This window comes from Qipengyuania sp. MTN3-11 (genome assembly GCF_042851825.1).
Taxonomy (GTDB): Bacteria; Pseudomonadota; Alphaproteobacteria; order Sphingomonadales; family Sphingomonadaceae; genus Qipengyuania.
On sequence record NZ_BTGM01000004.1, the window covers coordinates 221,939 to 240,875 of the forward strand.

Consider the following 18,937-nt stretch of genomic DNA (forward strand, 5'->3'; position numbering starts at 1 on the left):
TCATGGTTCCGCGATGACCGACCTGACACTCAAGAACATCGCCCTGCTGATCGATGCGGACAACACCACGCCGCAGGGGATCGATCCGGTGCTGACCGTCATGGCCGAACTGGGCCAGGTCAACATCCGCCGTGCCTACGGCAATTTCGCCAAGGACAATCTGGCGCGCTGGGACAAGATCACCAACAAGTTCGGCATTCGGCCGCAACAGCAGTTCGACGTGTCGAAGGGCAAGAACGCCACCGACATGGCGATGACGATCGATGCGATCGATCTTCTCTACCAAGGCAAAGTCGACGGCTTCGGGATCATGACGTCCGACAGCGACTTCACGCCACTCGTGACCCGGCTGCGGCAGGACGGCATCGTGGTCTACGGCTTCGGCGAGTCCAAGACACCGCAGGCGTTCAAATCGGTCTGCACGCGGTTCATCGACATCAACCAGCTGATCTCCAACGCCGCCGAGGAAGACAGCGGCGGCTCCAGCCAGAGCGCGCGTACGTTGGACGCCGATCTCACCGATCTCATCGGCGCCGCCTACAAGGAAGCGAAGCGCGATGACGAGGGGTTCGCCAAGCTCCAGCAGGTCGGCCAGATCGCAGGGAACCGGTCGAGCTTCGACGTGCGCAACTACGGTTTCAAGAGCCTCAGCGACCTCTTCCGTTCGCTCGACAATTTCAAGCTGGAACGGCGCGACGACAACCAGATCTACGTCAAACGGTTGCGCTGAAACGAAAAGAGGCGCGGAGTTCTTCGCTCCGCGCCTCTGTCTCCAAATGGACCGGCGAGGGTATCAAACGCCCTGCTGGTCGGCGTAGACACTCCACAAGCGCGCGATCGGCTGCCGCTGACCTTCCACCTGAGCGAAGTTAGCCTTTGCCTCGGCGGTCTTTCCCTGATTCAGCTGAGCTATTCCCAGGCGGGTCAGGACCATAGACTTGTCAGCCCCGGCCATTCCCAGCGCCTTGGCATAGAATTCTTCGGCCTCGGCCGATTGATCGTAGCTGAGAAAAGCGTCGCCAGCAGCGAGAACGGTCGTAAGCGATGCATCGGCCGCGCGCGCTTCGCTGGCAATCGCCGGGAGGTCGGCACGATCAGCATCGACACGTGCCGCCGCTTCCGCGCGCGAGGTGGTCACGAAGGTATTGTCGCGCTCGAGCACACCGGAATTCCAGCCCCGATCGATCACGGCGACGACTTCGCCGGGAAGCCGCCGCGGATCGGCCGCCTCGATGTATTCGTGATACAACTGCGGTTGCTGGATCGCGTCGAGCCGAAGTGCAAGGCGCAGCAAATCGAGCACTTCAGGTGCCTGATAGTCGCTCATGTTGAGGGCGACGGCGACCACATCGGACCATACCGCCTGGCTCGGATAGTCCTGCGCATACCAGGTGGCATAGCGCATCGCATCGGCCGCCCGATCGTTCTGATAGCCTATCGTGAGACCGCGCTTCAGCCACGATTCTTCGACCGGCAGCCCGGCCGCCTTGCGCTCTTCTATCGCGCCATCGAGAATGGCGAGCCCTTCGGCGTACTGATCGTTCGCGAAATAGGATTCCGCTATCAGCATCCGCGGGTCGGGATCCGTCTCGCCCGCGTCATAGGCAGCCTGCAAATATGTGCGGGCGTCCGCAAAATTTTTGCTGTTATAGGCCAGCTGGCCAGCGACCATATTGTATTGTCCCAGATTTTCGGCTGGAACCCTGCCGCTCTGCAACATCATGGTCACGCCCTGATACTGCAGTTCGGGGTTTTCCGTGGTGCGTCCGATCGAGAAGATCGTATTGCCTGCGACGAAGCGATCGTCCTCGGTCTCAATCGCCGCGACGAGTGAAGGCACGGCAGCGGTGAGCGCAGCGGTGTCGGGGGTCGCCGCATCCTGCAGTTCCTTGACCGGGTTGTATGCCGCGATGAACCCCTTCGAGTAATTCTTGGCCGCCGCCTCGCCGTCCTTTTTCTGCGCGTACGCAGGTGCTTCCAGCGCGGTTGCTGCCAGAGCCATACCGCCCATGAGGGCAATCGCAGTCGCCAAGGCAGACACGCTGCCGCGGTGAGGTTTGAAACGCGCAAAAATCATGTGTGATCTCCCATAAAGGCTGACGACCGGCCACTCTCAAGCAACGAAACCGCTTGCCGATGAATGTGCTTTTGAATTTGGATATGTCCGACTTTCTAGACTACTGTCGCTGAACCGCCATTGAATGCCGTTCCTTGCCGACCTGGCAGGGTTCGGCAAGGCAATCGGCGCGATATGTGGAAAAGAGTGCGCGAAGCCGCCCTCGGGTTCCCCGCCTCGGTGGCTTTTGCGACAAGTCGCTCCTACATTGCGGGCTGGTAAGGGCCCCTGCCCGCTATCGAGAAAAGACCGACGTTTTGAGCGACGACACCGAATTGCTGAACCGCCCCGCGCCCGGCGACGACTACAACCGTATCGACATCGTCGAGGAAATGAAGACGAGCTACCTCGATTACGCAATGAGCGTGATCGTGAGCCGCGCCCTGCCCGACGTGCGCGACGGATTGAAGCCAGTTCATCGCCGTATCCTCTTCGCCAGCCAGGAAGGCGGCTTCGTCGCCGGCAGGCCCTATCGCAAGAGCGCCAAGATCGTCGGCGACGTGATGGGCAATTACCATCCGCACGGCGATTCCGCGATTTACGACGCGCTCGCGAGGATGACCCAGGACTGGTCTCTGCGCGTACCGCTGGTCGATGGCCAGGGCAATTTCGGCAGCATGGATCCCGATCCCCCGGCCTCCATGCGTTACACCGAGGCACGGCTCGCCCGGGTCGCCAATTCCCTGCTCGACGATCTCGACAAGGACACCGTCGACTTCGCCGACAATTACGACGGGTCGCGCCGCGAGCCCACGGTTCTCCCGGCCCGGTTTCCGAACCTGCTCGTCAACGGCGCCGGCGGTATCGCGGTCGGCATGGCGACCAATATCCCGCCGCACAACTTGGGCGAAGTCATCGATGGATGCCTGGCCTACATCGAAAATCCCGCGATCAGTTCGGAAGAACTGTTCGAGATCATTCCGGGGCCCGACTTTCCGACCGCACCGCTGATCCTCGGCAAGTCCGGGGCGCGTGCCGCTTATACCACCGGTCGCGGCTCGATCCTCCAGCGTGCCCGGCACGAGGTCGAGACCGGGCGGAACGACCGCCGCTCGATCGTCCTCACCTCGATTCCCTTCCAGGTCGGCAAGAGCGGCCTAGTCGAAAAGATCGCCGAGGCGGCGAAGGACAAGCGGATCGAGGGCGTGTCCGACATCCGCGACGAGAGTTCGCGCGAAGGCATGCGGGTCGTCGTCGACCTGAAGCGCGACGCGACCCCCGAGGTCGTGCTCAACCAGATCTGGCGGCACACTCCGGCACAGGCGAGCTTCCCGGCGAACATGCTGGCGATCCGCGGCGGCCGGCCCGAAACGCTGACCCTGCGAGACATCGTCCAGGCCTTCATCGGCTTCCGCGAGGAAGTGATCACGCGCCGGACCAAATACGAACTCAACAAGGCGCGTGACCGGGCTCATATCCTGCTCGGTCTCGTGGTCGCCGTTTCCAATCTCGACGAGGTGGTGGCGATGATCCGCGGCGCCTCCAACCCGGCGCAGGCACGCGAGCGGCTGCTGGTCAAGGAATGGCCGATCGGCGACATCGCGCAATACATCGCGCTGGTTGAGGCTATAGAGCCCAATTCGGAACAGGAGGGCGGAACCTATCGCCTCTCCGAACGGCAGGTGAAGGCGATCCTCGAACTGCGGCTTCATCGCCTGACCGCGCTCGGGCGCGACGAGATCGGGGACGAGCTCAAGGAGCTGGCGGCAGCGATCGAGGAATATCTCTCGATCCTCGCCGACCGCGTGAAGCTCTACGGCGTGATGCGCCAGGAACTGGAAGAGATCAAGGCGACCTACGCCACGCCGCGGGTATCGGAAATCGCGCCCGCCTGGGACGGGCTTGAGGACGAGGACCTGATCGAGCGCGAAGAGATGGTCGTAACCGTCACCCACGGTGGATACATCAAGCGCACTCCGCTCGACGCCTTCCGGGCGCAAGCGCGCGGCGGCAAGGGCCGCAGCGGTATGGCGACCAAGGACGAGGATGCGGTCGTCGAAATGTTCGTCACTTCGACGCACAACCCCGTGTTGTTCTTCACGAACACCGGCCGGGTCTATCGTCTCAAGGTCTGGAAGCTGCCCGAGGGCGGCCCCCAGACCAAGGGGCGGCCGATGGTCAATCTCCTCCCGCTCGGCGACGATGAGCGGGTGACGAACGTGCTGCCCCTCCCCGAAGACGAGGACGAGTGGAGCAGGCTCAACATCGTCTTCGCCACCGAGCAGGGAATGGTCCGGCGCAATTCGATGGATGCCTTCACCAACGTCCCCACGGGCGGCAAATATGCGATGGGCTTCGTCGAGGGCAGCGGCGACCGGCTGATCGGCGTGCGCCTGCTGACCGAGGAGCAGGAGATTTTCCTCGCCTCCGATGCTGGCAAGGCGATCCGCTTCTCCGCCACCGACGCGCGCGAGACCAAGAGCCGCACCGGTATCGGCGTTCGCGGCATGAAGCTCAGGAATGGCGAGAAGGTCGTCTCCATGGCGGTGCTCGATGCCGGGGAGCGCGATACGGAGGTGCGCGACACCTATCTGCGGGCGGCGGACTGGAAGAACAACGACGTCGCGCCTGCGCTCGACCCGGAAAAGGTTGCGGAAATGACGGAGGCGGAGGAATTCATCCTGACGCTCACCGCGAATGGCTACGGCAAGATCTCCTCGGCTTACGAATACCGCACCACCGGTCGCGGCGGTCAGGGACTCACCAATATCGGCGAACCTTCCGCGAACCCTTCCCGCAACGGGCCGGTCGTCGCCAGCTTCCCCGTCCGCCACGGGATGCAGCTGATGCTGGTCACCGATCAGGCGAAGCTGATCCGCCTGCCGATCACTTTCCGCCACCTGATCGAGGGGGGCTTCGAGCCGCCGATGAAGGGCTATTCGATCTCCGGCCGGGTCTCGTCGGGCGTGCGGATCTTCAACGTCGCCAAGGGCGAGCAGATCGTCGGCGCAGCACGGATCGACGAAAGCGCGGAGCCTGAGAACGAGGCGGAGGAGAAGGTCGCCGACGAGATCGCCGCGCGCGGCGGACTGACCCGGACCGAGCCCTATACGACCCTCCATTCGGACGATAACGTCGAGGACGAGCCCGACAGCAGCTGATACGGCGTCAGGCGGTTCGAAGTCCGGAACGGGCGTCCGACCGGGTGGTCTGCACTACGCCGGTCACGATCAGCAATTGCCCCGCGTAGTATAGCGGCCAGATCAGCCAACCGGCGATGTCGGGATCGAACCGGCCTGCTTCGCGCGCGAAGATCACCAGATCGGAAACGACGAACAGCACCGCGCCGACTCCGACCCTGTAGCGGGGAAACCGGCTGGTCCACGCCGTCGCCGCCATCGCCGCGAGCACGAGGGCGTAACCCGTGGCCAAATGCCAGTTCTCGCGCGGCCAGGTGATCATGGCCGAGATCGCCGGAACCCCGATCAAGAGCGCGAACCCTGCCGATCGCTGGCTCACCGCAGGGCCGGGACGCCGATTGCGCCAGTAAAGCGTGATCACCACGAGATGCGCCAGCGCGAAGATCCCCGCACCGATCAGGAAGGAAATCTCCAGCACCACGTCGGCCAGCGCGCAGATCGACATGACCAGCGCGATCATCATGCCATCGGTTCCGCGGCCGCGCAGCCAGGCATAGGCGGCGAGCAGGCCGACCCCGAGGCCTTTCCATACCATCTGGAAAACGCCGGGGACCGTTTCGTCGGCCAGAAAGAAGAAGCTCACTGCGGCGATGATGCTGGCGAAAAGCCACGGCCGGTGTTCAACGAGTGCGCGTTTCGGCATGGGGTCTCCCTCCCGGCCCCGCTACGGCTTGATGGGCATGGGTGACAAGCTCTAGATGAGGCCGGCAATGACACATGACATCCACATCATCGGCGGCGGCCTCGCCGGAAGCGAGGCGGCGTGGCAGCTCGCCCGGCGCGGGTTCAAGGTCCGGCTCTCCGAAATGCGCGGGGCCAATATCCCTGAGGGCGGCTCCACGCCCGCGCACCAGACGGACGGGCTAGCGGAACTGGTCTGCTCCAACAGCTTCCGATCCGACGACGACACGAAGAACGCGGTCGGCCTGCTCCATCACGAAATGCGCGCGCTCGACAGCATCGTGATGCGGGCGGGCGAGATTGCCCGTGTGCCCGCGGGGTCGGCGATGGCGGTGGACCGCGACGTGTTCTCCGCCGAGGTGCAGAAGGCGCTCGAGGCCCACCCGAACATCCAAATCGCGCGCGAGCGGATCGATACGCTTCCCGCGTCCGGCCCGGCGATCGTCGCGACCGGGCCGCTGACTGCGGAGGCGTTGGCCGCAAGCATCGTCGCGGCGACGGGGCAGGATCGGCTGGCGTTCTTCGACGCCATCGCCCCCATCGTCCACCGCGACAGCATCGACATGGACATATGCTGGATCCAGTCGCGCTGGAACAAGCGCAATGCCGCCTCCAACGAGGGCGGCGACTACATCAATTGTCCCATGACGAAGGAGCAATATCGCGCCTTCCATCAGGGCCTGCTCGATGGCGAGAAGACCGAATTCCGCGAATGGGAAACCGACACGCCCTATTTCGAGGGCTGCATGCCGATCGAGGTGATGGCGGCGCGCGGCGTCGATACCCTGCGCTTCGGACCGATGAAGCCGGTCGGGCTCGACAATCCGCGCGATACCACGCCGGAATTCCCGCAGGGCCGCTGGCCCCATGCCGTGGTGCAATTGCGCCAGGACAACAAACTCGGAACGCTGTGGAACATGGTCGGCTTTCAGACCAAGCTGAAATACGGCGCGCAGGTCGAGCTGTTCCGGACCATTCCCGGTCTCGAGAATGCCGAATTCGCGCGGCTCGGCGGTTTGCATCGAAACACCTTCCTCAATTCGCCGACCCTGCTCGACCGCCAGCTGCGCCTGCGATCCGCTCCGCATATCCGCTTCGCCGGTCAGGTGACCGGCTGCGAGGGCTATGTCGAGAGCTCTGCGGTCGGACTCATGGCCGGTCTGATGGCAGCTAGCGAGCTGGCCGGGCGCGACTGGTCCGCACCGCCGCCGACCACCGCGATGGGCGCGTTGCTGTCGCACATCACCGGCGATGCAGAAGCGGAGACCTACCAGCCAATGAACGTCAATTTCGGCCTGTTCCCGCCGCTTCACGAAGTCGGGAAGAAGCAGCGCAAGGAAGCCTATACGGAACGCGCCAAGGCCGATCTTGCCGAATGGCTCGACCACGCGGCGCTCGAGCCCGCCTAGCAGCGGCAGGCGGGCTTGGCGCGGCGCGTGGGCGCGGTGGTAGCGAATTCGCTCGGCGTGAGCTCTCGGTCGCCGTCCGCATCCGCACCGTCGAAACGCGTGGCGGTGGCCACCGCCCATTCCTCGAAGCTCAGCAGATTGTTTCCGTCGGCATCGAGCTTGCGGAAGGCATCGGTGCGGGTGGAGAGCATCTCAACCCGGCTGATTTTCCAGTCGCGATTGCGGTCGTATCGGAAGAAGCGGCGCTGCTCGCGAGTCAGTTCGGTCGCCTCGGGCGGCGCGGGCCCCACCATGTCGGACGCGTCGGCGACCGGCAGTTCGGTTTCATCGGGTGCCGTGTCCAGAGCCGCCGGATCGGGCGGCGGAGCGCCCTGCTCGACCTCCGCCCGGCCCTGCCACCAGAACAGCCCGACGCCGACCAGCAGCAGCGCCAGCACGGCTCCGAGAACGATGCGGTTCATGAACAGCCCCCCCCGGCGAAGAGGATAAGCTATCTGCCGAATAAGCCAAGCCGCATGGCGACGAAGGGCATCGTCCGCCCGGCCATCAAGTCGGAATGGCCATGCCGCAGCGCCCGCCGCCCCAATCCCGCCAGAACCGCCAGCGGGCGCATTGCCTTGTCGAGCGGAGCCGGGTCCGAAAGCGCAATCGAACCGTCGCCCTGCGATTGCCGAATTCGGAACGGTTCGCTTGCTCCGATCTGGGCAGCGGTCCAGGCTCCGGTAGCTGCAGCGACATAATCTTCGCTGCTCGAGGATCCGATCCGTTCGGCGATTGCGGCAAACACCGCGGACCGGCCTTGAGCCGCGTGCCGCCATCCGTTCTGCTCCGCCAGCAGGCAGGCTTCCCAACCGTCGACGAGCGCGATCAGCGCAGCCCGCGACCCGCTCCAGCTACTGTCGATCCGCTCGAGCAACGGTTCGCCCCTCCGATCGATCGCACCGTCTCCCGACAATTGATCGCGCCACCACGACAGCCGCAGCTGCCCGAGCATCGGCTCGCTCGTCGCGCCGACGATCCGCGCCAGACGAGCGTCGAGCGCAAACGCGATCTCGAATATCGGTCGATCGCGCGGGCGCGCCGACGCGAGTGCCAGCCGGACGACCTCGGGAAGTTCGATGGGAGACGGTTCGCTCATAAGCGTCGCCCCCCCTTGTTGCGTGGTCGCTCAGTCGACGTAACAGACCTTCTTGGCCGCTGCGACGATTCGCGGCGCGTCGATCAGGGCCAGCTTCTCGAGGTTCTCGGCATAGGGCAGCGGCACGTCCTCGTTGCAGACGCGCAGCACCGGTGCATCGAGGTGGTCGAAACCTTCCTCCATGCAGATCGCGATGATCTCCGATGCGATCGAGCAGGTCGGCCAGCCTTCCTCTGCGATCACCAGGCGGTTGGTCTTGGCAAGGCTGTCGAGCACCGCCTGCTTGTCGAGTGGGCGCAGGGTGCGCAGGTCGATCACCTCGGCCTCGATCCCTTCCCCCGCCAGCGCTTCGGCGGCTTCGAGCGCGAAGCCGACTCCGATCGAATAGCTGACGATGGTCACGTCCGCGCCCTCGCGCACGATCCGCGCCTTGCCGATCGGCAGGACGTGATCGTCGAGATCGGGGACGTCGAAGCTCTTGCCGTAGAGCAGCTCGTTCTCGAGGAAGACCACCGGGTCCTCCGTGCGGATCGCGGCCTTCATGAGCCCTTTGGCATCCGCCGCATCGTAAGGTGCGATGACGATCAGGCCGGGGACGCTCGCATACCACGGGCCGTAGTTCTGGCTATGCTGCGCGCCGACCCGGCTCGCCGCGCCGTTGGGCCCGCGAAATACGACCGGGCAGCGCATCTGGCCGCCGGACATATAATTGGTCTTGGCCGCCGAATTCACGATGTGGTCGATCGCCTGCATCGCGAAGTTGAAGGTCATGAACTCGACGATGGGGCGCAGCCCGCCCATTGCGGCACCGGTGCCGATGCCGGCGAATCCGTATTCGGTGATCGGCGTGTCGATGACCCGCTTGGCCCCGAATTCGTCTAGCAGGCCTTGCGTGACTTTGTAGGCGCCCTGGTATTCGGCGACCTCCTCGCCCATCACGAAGACCCGGTCGTCTGCGCGCATTTCCTCGGCCATCGCGTCGCGCAGCGCTTCGCGGACGGAGGTGCTCGTGTAGCTCGCCCCTTCGGGGACCTCGGGATCGGCCTTGGGTTGCGATTTCTTCGGCGCCGACGTGACGCTGCCGTCGTTATCCTCGCGCCCGACATCCTTGCCCTCGCCTGCAACGGATTCCTTCGGCGCCTCGGCGGACTCTTGCGCAGGAGCCTCGATATCGGAGACGTCTTCGCCCTCGCCCGCCATCATCGCGATGACGGTGCCGACCTTCACCCCTTCGGTCCCTTCCTCGACCAGTATCTTGCCGAGCGTGCCTTCGTCGATGGCTTCGAATTCCATCGTCGCCTTGTCGGTCTCGATCTCGGCGATGATATCGCCGGGCTCGATCGCGTCGCCTTCCTGCTTCAGCCATTTGGCGAGCGTGCCTTCTTCCATGGTGGGCGAAAGTGCGGGCATCTTGAGTTCGATCGCCATGGCTCAGTACTCCTCCACCAGAACGTCGGTGTAGAGTTCGGCCTTATCCGGCTCGGGCGAATTCTCCGCGAAATCGGCGGCTTCGCTCACGGTCTTGCGGATGTCCTTGTCGATCGCCTTGAGGTCGTCTTCCGACTTGCCCGCTTCCATCAGCACCTTCTTGAGACCTTCGATCGGGTCGTGCTTCTCACGCTGTTCCTGCACCTCGTCGCGGGTGCGGTATTTAGCAGGGTCCGACATCGAATGGCCGCGATAGCGATAGGTGTTGCATTCCATCAGCACCGGCCCGTTGCCTTCACGCACGTGTTTGAACGCGACTTCGGCGGCGGCGCGCACTTCCAGCACGTCCATTCCGTTCACTTCCATCCCGGGAATGCGGAAGGCGGTACCGCGTCGATAGAAGCGCGTTTCCGCGCTGGAGCGCTTGGTCGCGGTACCCATGGCATATTGATTGTCCTCGACCACAAACACGATCGGGAGATTCCACAGCGCGGCCATGTTGAAGGTCTCGTAGACCTGACCTTGGTTGGCCGCTCCGTCGCCGAAATAGGCGAGGCAGATGCCGCCGTCCCCGCGGTATTTGTGCGCCAGCGCCAGCCCCCCTCCGAGCGGGACCTGCGCGCCGACGATGCCGTGGCCGCCGTAGAATTTGTGCTCGGTGCTGAACATGTGCATCGAGCCGCCCTTGCCCTTGGAAATGCCGGCTTCGCGCCCGGTCAGCTCCGCCATGATGACCTTGGGATCGAGCCCATAGGCGAGCATGTGGCCATGGTCGCGATAGCCGGTGATGACGCTGTCGCGATCGTTGTCGAGCGCCGACTGCAGCCCGATCGCCACCGCTTCCTGGCCAATGTAGAGATGGCAGAAGCCGCCGATCAGGCCCAGCCCGTAAAGCTGGCCCGCTTTCTCCTCGAACCGGCGGATCAGCAGCATCTGCTCGTAGAAGCGCAGCATCTCCTCTTCCGAAGCGTCGTAGCGCTTCGCTTTCTCGAAGGCTGCCTGAAGCGAATGGAGGCTGAAATCCTCATCCGTCGCCGCTGTCGGGGCGGCATCCTTCGATTTGCGGCTGGGAGCTTTTGCCAAGGCTGGGAAATCCTTCGAGGTCGGGGAGGAAAGTGCCCCCGCCTATAGGCACAAGCCGGCAGGTCGCGCAACGCCGTGCGATCAGGGGTGCCGGCCGATTACGCTAGGGAACGGGCGTAGGGTCGGCGCTAGAGACCCGCGCTTAATCCTCGAGCTGGATCACCACCTCGTCGGGATGGACGACGTTCATCTGGCTGCGCAGGAGTTCACCCACCATGTCGGGATCGGCATGGTCGGGATGAAGCAGTTCTACCCGGTTCTTGAGCGCGTCGCGCTGTTCGGAGAGAACCGCGAGCTGCGCCTGCCGCTGTTCGCGCAGGCGCAGGTTCTCGCTCCACGCGAGCAGACCCGAAGGACCGGCAACCGCCAGACCGCCCATCAGCAGAAGTCCGACGAGCGCATAGGCTTCCGTACGGCCGCCGCCGAGTCCCGGCACGATGTCGCGCAACTTGGTCATAAGACGACAGAATCACAGTTACCGGCGCGGCGCAAGCGCTTTCGGCGATCATGGAACACCGCCGGTTTCCCATCGTTCGACTTGACAAGAGAGCATCGTGGCAATATAGTTTCCGATGATACTATTTCAGCCTGCGGAGAGACCCATGACAGACCTGTTCGACAATCCAATCGGCCTCGACGGCTTCGAGTTCGTCGAGTTCTGTGCACCCGAGAAAGGCGTGCTCGAACCGGTGTTCCAAAGCATGGGCTTCCAGCATGTGGCCAGCCATCGCTCCAAGGACGTTCAGCTGTGGCGACAGGGTCAGATCAACCTGATCGCCAATTACGAGCCGCGTAGCGCGGCCTGGTTCTTCGCGCGCGAGCATGGTGCCTCGGCCTGCGGCATGGGGTTCCGTGTCCGCGATGCCAAGAAGGCCTATGCCGAACTGCTCGAGCGCGGCGCCGAGCCGGTCCAGGTCGACACCGGACCAATGGAACTGCGCATTCCCGCGATCCGGGGGATCGGCGGCGCGATCGTCTATCTCATCGACCGCTACGAGGGCGAGGATGGTCATGGGCTGTCGATCTACGACATCGATTTCGAATATCTCGACGGTGTCGACAAGCATCCCGAAGGTGCTGGCTTCAAGGTCATCGATCACCTGACCCACAACGTCTACAACGGCCGCATGGCCTACTGGGCCGACTACTACGAAAGCCTGTTCAACTTCCGCGAAATCCGTTTCTTCGACATCAAGGGCGAATACACCGGTCTCACCTCCAAGGCGCTCACCGCGCCCGACGGGAAGATCCGCATTCCGCTCAACGAGGAAGGCGACGGCGGCAAGGGCCAGATCGAGGAGTTCCTGAAGGAGTTCAACGGCGAGGGCATCCAGCACATCGCCCTCATTTGCGACGACCTCGTCAAGGCCTGGGACCGCCTCAAGGAATTCGGCGTGCCCTTCATGACCGCGCCGCCCGAGACCTATTACGAGATGCTGCCCGAGCGCCTGCCCGATCACGGCGAGCCGGTCGATCAGCTCAAGGCGCGCGGTATCCTGCTCGACGGCACCACCGAGGGCGGCCAGCCCCGACTGCTCCTCCAAATCTTTGCCGAGGCGCAGGTCGGCCCGGTGTTCTTCGAATTCATTCAGCGCAAGGGCGACGAAGGCTTCGGCGAAGGCAATTTCAAGGCCCTGTTCGAGAGCATGGAACGCGACCAGATCAAGCGCGGAACGCTGAGCGTCGAGGATGCGAAGAGCGTCGAAGTGGAGCCTGCGGAATGACCGGAAGTACGCACCCCATCAAGCTCGGCGGCGTCCACCACGCCGCCTATCGTTGCAAGGACGCGAAGGAAACGGTCGAGTGGTACCGCGACGTCCTCGGCATGGAATACACCACCGCATTTGCCGAGGATCACGTCCCCTCGACCGGCGATTACGACCCCTACATGCATGTCTTCCTCGACGCGGGGAACGGCAATATCCTGGCCTTCTTCGAACTCCCCAACCAGAAGGACATGGGGCGGGACGAGAACACGCCGCAATGGGTCCAGCACCTCGCCTTCAAGGTCGGCAGCGAGGAGGAGCTCCTCGCCGCCAAAGAGCATGTCGAGGGAATGGGGATCGATGTCCTCGGCCCGACCCATCACGGCATCTTCAAGTCGATCTATTTCTTCGATCCGAACGGCCACCGTGTCGAACTCGCCGCGGACATCGGGACCGACGAGCAATATGCCGAACTGAAGCGCGTCGCACCGATGATGCTCGACGAGTGGAGCGAAACCAAGAAGGCCCCGCGCCACGCCGACTGGCTTCACGAGCTCGCGCGAAAGGAACGCGCGGAAGCCTGAATTCCGGCGGAACACCGCCCTTTCTGCCGCGTTGGAGGCGAAAGGGAGTTCCTGAAACGTGAATTACATCGGTACGCTGCGCGACCAGCTGCGCGACATGGGCGAAGGCTTTGTCCAGGCCCTGCCCTCGCTCGCGATCGCGTTGCTAATTGTCTTCGTTACCTGGATCGTCGCGCGCTTCGCGGTCCGCATTTCCGACATGATCGTCGGCCGCACGGAAATCCGGGCCAGCCTCAAGAACCTGATCGACACGGTCGTCAAGCTGGGGATCTGGATCGTCGGCCTGTTCATCGCGGCGGTTGTGGTCATGCCCGACCTTACTCCGGCCAGCCTGCTCGCCGGGCTCGGCATCGGCGCGGTGGCCATCGGCTTCGCATTTCAGGACATATTCGAGAACTTCCTCGCCGGCGTCCTGATCATGGTGCGCGAGAAGATGCGTATTGGCGACGTGATCGAATGCGAGGGGATCACCGGCAAGGTCGAACACATCACCTTGCGCGAAACCCATGTCCGCAAGCTTTCGGGCGAACTGACGGTCGTTCCCAATTCGATCCTGTTCAAGAACCCGGTGGAAATCTTTACCGATCACGATCAGCGGCGGCACGAGATCGTCTGCGGCGTATCCTACGATACCGATCTGGACCACGCGGCCGAAGTCATTCGCAGCGCGGTCGAGGGCGTGGACACCGTTCTTGCCAGCAAGGGGATCGATGTCTTCGCGCAGGAATTCAATTCGAGCTCGGTCGATTTCCTTATCCGCTGGTGGGCAGGATCGACCCCGCGCGACGGCTGGGAAAGCAAGGACAGGGTCGTGCGCGCCGTCAAGGCAGGGCTGGACGAGGCCGGAATCGAAATCCCGTTCCCCTACGTCACGCACACCTTCAAGGAGAAAGTACCATTGGGCGATACAGCAGGCGACACCGTCAACTAGGATCGGTGCAAGGTGCGGCGGTCATGGATCCGATCGACCGGCGGTTCGCGTCGCCCGGATTGCGATGCTGTTGGGTGCGCGACCGTTTCAAGAATTGGACACTGGACGAGGATTGACTTAGATTTCGGCCCGAAGGGGTAGAACATGAGGCTCGTGGTTCTCGCTTCTGCTGTGATTGGGGTCGTTGCCATTCTGCTCGGCGGTTTGTGGTTTCTACAGGGAACGGGTCTCGTGGTCATCGAACCCGTCGCTTGTCTGGGCGAGTGCACGCCGGTCACCGGCCCCGCGCCATTGTGGGCGATTTCAGGCGCCATACTTTTCCTTCTCGGGTGCGTCGCCCTCAAGTTCGCCTGGGGACGACGAAGGGTCGCCAGTGCAGAAAAAGCATCAGGCGAAGACTGAGATTGATGCACGAGGACTGGTGCGCCCGACAGGATTCGAACCTGTGGCCCCCAGATTAGGAATCTGGTGCTCTATCCTGCTGAGCTACGGGCGCCCGCGCGCGTATTAGCAAAGCGCGGCGGCCTGTCCATCAGTTGATCTCGTCGGGCGGGGCGATCGGCACCAGCAGCGGCGCGACCGCGATGCCCTCTTCGAACAATCTCTCGGCTTCCTCGCGGGTGGCGCGGCCGTGGATCGGTGCCTCGTCTTTCTCGCCGTAATGCATGGACCGGGCTTCTTCGGCGAACTTGCCACCGACCCAACGACTGGTCTCGAGCGCCTTCGTCTGAGCCTTGACCAGCGCATCGAAGGCTTTCCTTACTTCGGCCGGCAGAGGCGCGTTCGCGAGTGTCGGCCCAGCCTCGCTGCGCTTTTCGGGAATCGCGGCATTGCCCTTGGCCGGCACGGCGGGAGCCATCGGCGCCTTGTCGACTGCCTCGCTGCCGCACGTAGGACAGCACAACAGACCATTGGCGCGCTGATCGGCAAAATCTCCGGACGAGCGGAACCAGCCCTCGAAGCGGTGCGCGTTGTCGCAGGAAAGGTCGAAGACGATCATCGGCGGATCAGTTGGCGATTTCCCGCCGATTGGCAAGGCTCGGCACCTGACGACGTACCTCGTCGATCCGGGCGAGGTCGACGTCCGCAAAGCCCAGACCAGCCTTCTCTCCCCCCATGTCGAGCAGGACCTCGCCCCAGGGATCGACCACCAGGCTGTGGCCATAAGTCAGGCGTCCGTCCTCGTGCGAACCAACCTGGGCGGGTGCAACGACGAAGGCGCTCGCCTCGATCGCCCGGGCTCTGACCAGCGTGTGCCAATGTGCCGCCCCGGTCGGACAGGTGAAGGCGGCAGGGATGGCGATCAGATCGCATCGGCGCCGTCCGAGGGCCTCGAACAGGGCGGGAAAGCGAATGTCGTAACAGGTCGTCAGCCCTAGTCGCCGAACCGGTGTGTCCTCGATCGTGACCACCTCCTCGCCCGGACGATAGGCGTTCGATTCCCGCCAGCTTTCGCCATCGGCCAGCGTCACGTCGAACATGTGGATCTTGTCGTAGGACACCGGATGCGTGCACGCAGGGTCGAAGACCCACTGGCGGTTGGCGAACTTGCCATCGTCGAGCCGGACCGGCGCGCCGACCGTCAGCCACATATCCTGTTCTCGGGCGGCGTTCGCGAACCGGGCCAGAAAGGGAGATTCCTTTTCACCGAGTATGTTCGGGGCTGCGCGCTGGCGGTCGCGGTCGAGCAGCAGACTCATCTCGGGCGTCAATAGCATCTTTGCCCCGCCCTCGCGCGCGTCTGCCAGCGCGCGCAGGATCGTTTCCGCGTTGGCCTCCGGATCGATTCCGGAAGTCATCTGGAGCACGGCGATACGCGGCATTCTACGCTTTCAGCATCGCGTCGAGCTTGCCCTCGCGTTCCAGCGTGGCCAGCTCGTCCGAACCGCCCACATGGCTGCCACCGATGAATATTTGCGGGACCGTCCGTGCATTGGGTGCGCGCTCCTGCATTTCGTCGCGCTTGGGCCCACCCATGGTAATGTCGTGCTCTGTGTAATCGACGCCTTTGCTGTCCAGCAGCCGCTTGGCGCGATAGCAATATCCGCAGCCGAACTTGGTGTAGATGGTGATTTCCGGTTGGCTCATGTCATCGCTTCCTTGCGTACGCGGAACATCTTGAACAGACTTTTCGCGATCCTATTTTTCAATCGTCCGGCACTGCCTTCGTGGAGTGACGGAATGAACTGGAGACGCCGGCTGGTCCGGGTTTCCGCTTGTATATCAAATTGCTCAAAAGAGGATTTGTTTCGATGAACCGTCTTGATTTCACTCCCTATCGCCGCACCACCGTCGGTTTCGACCGGCTGTTCGACCTGCTCGAGAACCAGGTCCGCAACGGCGGCGACAACTATCCCCCCTTCAACATCGAGCGCCGCGACGAGGATGCCTATCGCATCACGCTCGCCGTGGCCGGGTTCCGCCCCGGCGATCTCGACATCACCGCGCAGCAGAACCTGCTGGTGATCCAGGGTCGCAAGCGCGAGGAGGATGCCTCGGGCGACATGCTCCACGTGGGCATCGCCAATCGCGGATTCGAGCGCCGCTTCGAACTCGCCGACTACGTGCGGGTCGAAAATGCCGATCTTGCGGACGGCTTGCTGGTCATCGATCTGGTGCGCGAAGTGCCCGATGCCATGCGGCCCAAGAAGATCGCGATCGGCGGGCAGAAGCTCGAGATCGTCCAGTCGGACGATGCGCGCGGTTCGGACGACGATAGCGCCAGCGAAGCCGCCTGACTGTAAATGGTCCGGCTGATCGGACCCTGATTGTAGAGGGCGGGACGAAAGTCCCGCCCTCCGCGACGTAAACGCCGCCGAGCCCCGATATCGGCTGTCCGGGTCGCAGAAGACAGCCAGCGTCGAGGCAAGCCCCACCGTTTGCTTCGACTTCCCGACGGCGAAACAGGCACCCTCTGCTTCGGGTGCTGAGTCGGGAATTGCTCGACACTGTCGCACCAACTTAGCAAAAGATAAAGTGAATTGCTGATCGAAACCCGATTTGTCGCGAATCGGGCTGGCGTCGGGCCGGGCTTTGGGCGCTAGACCAGTCGCGCCTGTTCGAGCGCGGCGCCGACGAAGCCCGCGAACAGCGGATGCGGATCGAACGGCTTCGATTTGAGCTCGGGATGAAACTGGACCCCGACGAACCAGGGATGATCGGGTCGTTCCACGATTTCCGGCAAAAGCCCGTCCGGCGACATGCCCGAGAAGACTAGCCCGCCCGCTTCCAGCGGCGCGATGTATTTGCTGTTGACCTCGTAGCGATGGCGATGGCGTTCCGAGATCCTTTCGGCGCCGCCATAGATGCGCGAGACGTGGCTGTTCCCCGAAAGCGCGGCCTCGTAGGCACCGAGCCGCATGGTCCCGCCGAGATCGCCGCCGGCCTCGCGCTGCTGCAACCCTTCCTCGCTCATCCATTCGGTGATGATGCCGACCACCGGCTCGCTGGTTTCGCCGAATTCGGTCGATGAAGCGCCCGCAACTCCTGCGGAGCGCGCACCCTCGATGCATGCCATCTGCATGCCGAGGCAGATCCCGAGAAAAGGCACCTTGCGCTCGCGGGCGAACCGGACCGCGGCGATCTTGCCCTCGCTGCCTCGCTCGCCGAACCCGCCGGGCACGAGGATGCCGTGCATCGGCTCGAGCTGTGCGGCAATGTCGGCATCGTCCTGCTCGAAGAGCTCGGCATCGAGCCAGCGCAGATTGACCTTGACCCTGTGCGACAGCCCGCCGTGGACCAGCGCCTCGTTCAAGGATTTGTAGGCATCCTGCAGCCCGACGTATTTGCCCACCACCCCGATGGTGACCTCGCCTTCCGGATTGGCGTAGCGATCGACCACGTCGTGCCAGCGTGAAAGGTCGGGATCGGGCGCGTCGGCGATGCCGAAGGCCCGCAGCACTTCGGCATCGAGCCCCTCGCCGTGATACTGCAGCGGCACCGCATAGATCGAGGGCGCATCGAGCGCAGGGATTACCGCTTCCTTGCGGACGTTGCAGAAATTGGCGATCTTCTGCCGCTCGCTGTCGGGAATCGGATGTTCGGCGCGGCACAGCAGCAGGTCGGGCTTGATCCCGAGACTGGCGAGCTCGCGGACCGAGTGCTGGGTGGGCTTGGTCTTCAGCTCTCCCGCGGCCTTGATGTAGGGCACAAGGGTGACATGGACCGAAAGGGTCTGAAGCGGCTCCAGCTCGTTCCTGAGCTGGCGGATCGCCTCCATGAAGGGCAGGCCCTCGATGTCGCCAACGGTCCCGCCGATCTCGCACAGGATGAAATCGTGATCGCCTTGATCGGCGAGAGCGAACTCCTTGATCGCATCGGTGACGTGCGGGATCACCTGGACGGTGGCGCCGAGATAATCGCCGCGCCGCTCGCGGGCGATGATCTGCTGGTAAATCCGGCCGGAGGTGACGTTGTCGCTCTGGCGCGCGGAGACGCCGGTGAAGCGCTCGTAATGGCCGAGGTCGAGATCGGTCTCCGCACCGTCGTCAGTGACGTAGACCTCGCCGTGCTGATAGGGGCTCATCGTCCCCGGATCGACGTTGAGATAGGGGTCGAACTTGCGGATGCGGACCTTGTAGCCGCGCGCTTGGAGCAGCGCCGCGAGCGATGCTGCCATGAGACCCTTGCCGAGCGAGGAGACCACGCCGCCGGTGATAAAAATATACCGCGCCATGGGAGTCGGCCCTTAGGGATGGGTTGGGATTCGGTGCAAGCGCAAA

At 63.5% G+C, this 18,937-nt stretch carries 19 protein-coding genes and 1 tRNA gene; 8 read left to right on the forward strand and 12 right to left on the reverse strand.

From position 1 onward, the window contains the following. The first annotated feature begins 13 nt into the window (after positions 1-13). Entirely contained in the window at positions 14-730 is a 717-nt protein-coding gene (locus ACGHN1_RS13880; protein WP_390551456.1) for an NYN domain-containing protein, read from the forward strand. Between the two features lie 63 nt (positions 731-793). Here the strand turns inward: ACGHN1_RS13880 and ACGHN1_RS13885 are convergent, their stop codons facing one another. Beyond that, entirely contained in the window at positions 794-2,002 is a 1,209-nt protein-coding gene (locus ACGHN1_RS13885) for a hypothetical protein (RefSeq protein WP_390551457.1), read from the reverse strand. A 371-nt stretch (positions 2,003-2,373) separates the two neighbouring features. Here ACGHN1_RS13885 and gyrA point away from each other — a divergent pair, with 371 nt between their 5' ends. After that, positions 2,374-5,217 carry a DNA gyrase subunit A gene (gene gyrA, locus ACGHN1_RS13890; protein ID WP_390551458.1) on the forward strand — a complete coding sequence of 948 codons (2,844 nt, stop codon included), beginning with the start codon at positions 2,374-2,376 and terminating at the stop codon, positions 5,215-5,217. 7 nt (positions 5,218-5,224) lie between these two features. Here the strand turns inward: gyrA and ACGHN1_RS13895 are convergent, their stop codons facing one another. After that, positions 5,225-5,899 (reverse strand): lysoplasmalogenase, encoded by a 675-nt coding sequence (locus tag ACGHN1_RS13895; RefSeq protein ID WP_390551459.1) that lies wholly within the window; start codon positions 5,897-5,899, stop codon positions 5,225-5,227. 67 nt (positions 5,900-5,966) lie between these two features. Here ACGHN1_RS13895 and trmFO point away from each other — a divergent pair, with 67 nt between their 5' ends. Continuing rightward, positions 5,967-7,346 carry a methylenetetrahydrofolate--tRNA-(uracil(54)-C(5))-methyltransferase (FADH(2)-oxidizing) TrmFO gene (gene trmFO, locus ACGHN1_RS13900; protein ID WP_390551460.1) on the forward strand — a complete coding sequence of 460 codons (1,380 nt, stop codon included), beginning with the start codon at positions 5,967-5,969 and terminating at the stop codon, positions 7,344-7,346. On the opposite strand, the gene ACGHN1_RS13905 is transcribed toward trmFO, so the two are convergent. The 5 genes from ACGHN1_RS13905 to ACGHN1_RS13925 all read right to left on the reverse strand — a co-directional run bounded on the left by ACGHN1_RS13905 (position 7,343) and on the right by ACGHN1_RS13925 (position 11,452). After that, complete coding sequence (locus tag ACGHN1_RS13905) at positions 7,343-7,807, reverse strand: hypothetical protein (RefSeq protein WP_390551461.1); 465 nt, start codon at positions 7,805-7,807, stop codon at positions 7,343-7,345. The genes trmFO and ACGHN1_RS13905 overlap by 4 nt on opposite strands. A 29-nt stretch (positions 7,808-7,836) precedes the next feature. Further along, the gene (locus ACGHN1_RS13910) at positions 7,837-8,484 is read right to left on the reverse strand and encodes a hypothetical protein (RefSeq protein WP_390551462.1); all 648 of its coding nucleotides are present in this window, start codon (positions 8,482-8,484) and stop codon (positions 7,837-7,839) included. Between the two features lie 30 nt (positions 8,485-8,514). Beyond that, a complete protein-coding gene (locus tag ACGHN1_RS13915; RefSeq protein WP_390551463.1) occupies positions 8,515-9,912 on the reverse strand; it encodes a pyruvate dehydrogenase complex E1 component subunit beta in 1,398 nt (465 codons plus the stop codon). A gap of 3 nt (positions 9,913-9,915) precedes the next feature. Then, positions 9,916-10,995, reverse strand: a complete 1,080-nt coding sequence (gene pdhA / locus ACGHN1_RS13920; RefSeq protein ID WP_390551464.1) for a pyruvate dehydrogenase (acetyl-transferring) E1 component subunit alpha — start codon at positions 10,993-10,995, stop codon at positions 9,916-9,918. Positions 10,996-11,137: 142 nt separating this feature from the next. Beyond that, positions 11,138-11,452 carry a septum formation initiator family protein gene (locus tag ACGHN1_RS13925; protein WP_390551465.1) on the reverse strand — a complete coding sequence of 105 codons (315 nt, stop codon included), beginning with the start codon at positions 11,450-11,452 and terminating at the stop codon, positions 11,138-11,140. Between the two features lie 145 nt (positions 11,453-11,597). Here ACGHN1_RS13925 and hppD point away from each other — a divergent pair, with 145 nt between their 5' ends. The 4 genes from hppD (at position 11,598) to ACGHN1_RS13945 (ending at position 14,618) form a co-directional block, all read left to right on the forward strand. Continuing rightward, complete coding sequence (gene hppD, locus ACGHN1_RS13930; protein ID WP_390551466.1) at positions 11,598-12,719, forward strand: 4-hydroxyphenylpyruvate dioxygenase; 1,122 nt, start codon at positions 11,598-11,600, stop codon at positions 12,717-12,719. Next, positions 12,716-13,285: a VOC family protein gene (locus ACGHN1_RS13935; protein WP_390551467.1), complete on the forward strand. Its 570-nt coding sequence runs from the start codon at positions 12,716-12,718 to the stop codon at positions 13,283-13,285. Before hppD ends, ACGHN1_RS13935 begins: the two co-directional genes overlap by 4 nt. 58 nt (positions 13,286-13,343) lie before the next feature. Continuing rightward, the gene (locus ACGHN1_RS13940; RefSeq protein WP_390551468.1) at positions 13,344-14,216 is read left to right on the forward strand and encodes a mechanosensitive ion channel family protein; all 873 of its coding nucleotides are present in this window, start codon (positions 13,344-13,346) and stop codon (positions 14,214-14,216) included. A 144-nt stretch (positions 14,217-14,360) separates the two neighbouring features. After that, entirely contained in the window at positions 14,361-14,618 is a 258-nt protein-coding gene (locus tag ACGHN1_RS13945; protein ID WP_390551469.1) for a hypothetical protein, read from the forward strand. A gap of 17 nt (positions 14,619-14,635) precedes the next feature. Here the strand turns inward: ACGHN1_RS13945 and ACGHN1_RS13950 are convergent. From ACGHN1_RS13950 to grxC, 4 genes are all read right to left on the reverse strand, one after another. Next, a tRNA-Arg gene (locus ACGHN1_RS13950) sits at positions 14,636-14,712 on the reverse strand. 36 nt (positions 14,713-14,748) lie between these two features. After that, the gene (locus tag ACGHN1_RS13955; protein ID WP_390551470.1) at positions 14,749-15,216 is read right to left on the reverse strand and encodes a DUF1178 family protein; all 468 of its coding nucleotides are present in this window, start codon (positions 15,214-15,216) and stop codon (positions 14,749-14,751) included. A gap of 7 nt (positions 15,217-15,223) precedes the next feature. After that, positions 15,224-16,039, reverse strand: coding sequence for a carbon-nitrogen hydrolase family protein (locus ACGHN1_RS13960; protein WP_390551471.1), 816 nt, complete (start codon positions 16,037-16,039; stop codon positions 15,224-15,226). A gap of 1 nt (position 16,040) precedes the next feature. Then, positions 16,041-16,304: a glutaredoxin 3 gene (gene grxC / locus ACGHN1_RS13965; protein WP_390551472.1), complete on the reverse strand. Its 264-nt coding sequence runs from the start codon at positions 16,302-16,304 to the stop codon at positions 16,041-16,043. A 164-nt stretch (positions 16,305-16,468) separates the two neighbouring features. On the opposite strand from grxC, the gene ACGHN1_RS13970 reads away from it, so the two are divergent. Beyond that, a complete protein-coding gene (locus ACGHN1_RS13970; RefSeq protein ID WP_390551473.1) occupies positions 16,469-16,954 on the forward strand; it encodes an Hsp20 family protein in 486 nt (161 codons plus the stop codon). A 302-nt stretch (positions 16,955-17,256) separates the two neighbouring features. Here ACGHN1_RS13970 and ACGHN1_RS13975 read toward each other — a convergent pair whose 3' ends face one another. Further along, on the reverse strand, positions 17,257-18,891 hold the full coding sequence (locus ACGHN1_RS13975; RefSeq protein WP_390551474.1) for a CTP synthase: 1,635 nt from the start codon (positions 18,889-18,891) through the stop codon (positions 17,257-17,259). Between the last annotated feature and the right edge of the window lie 46 nt (positions 18,892-18,937).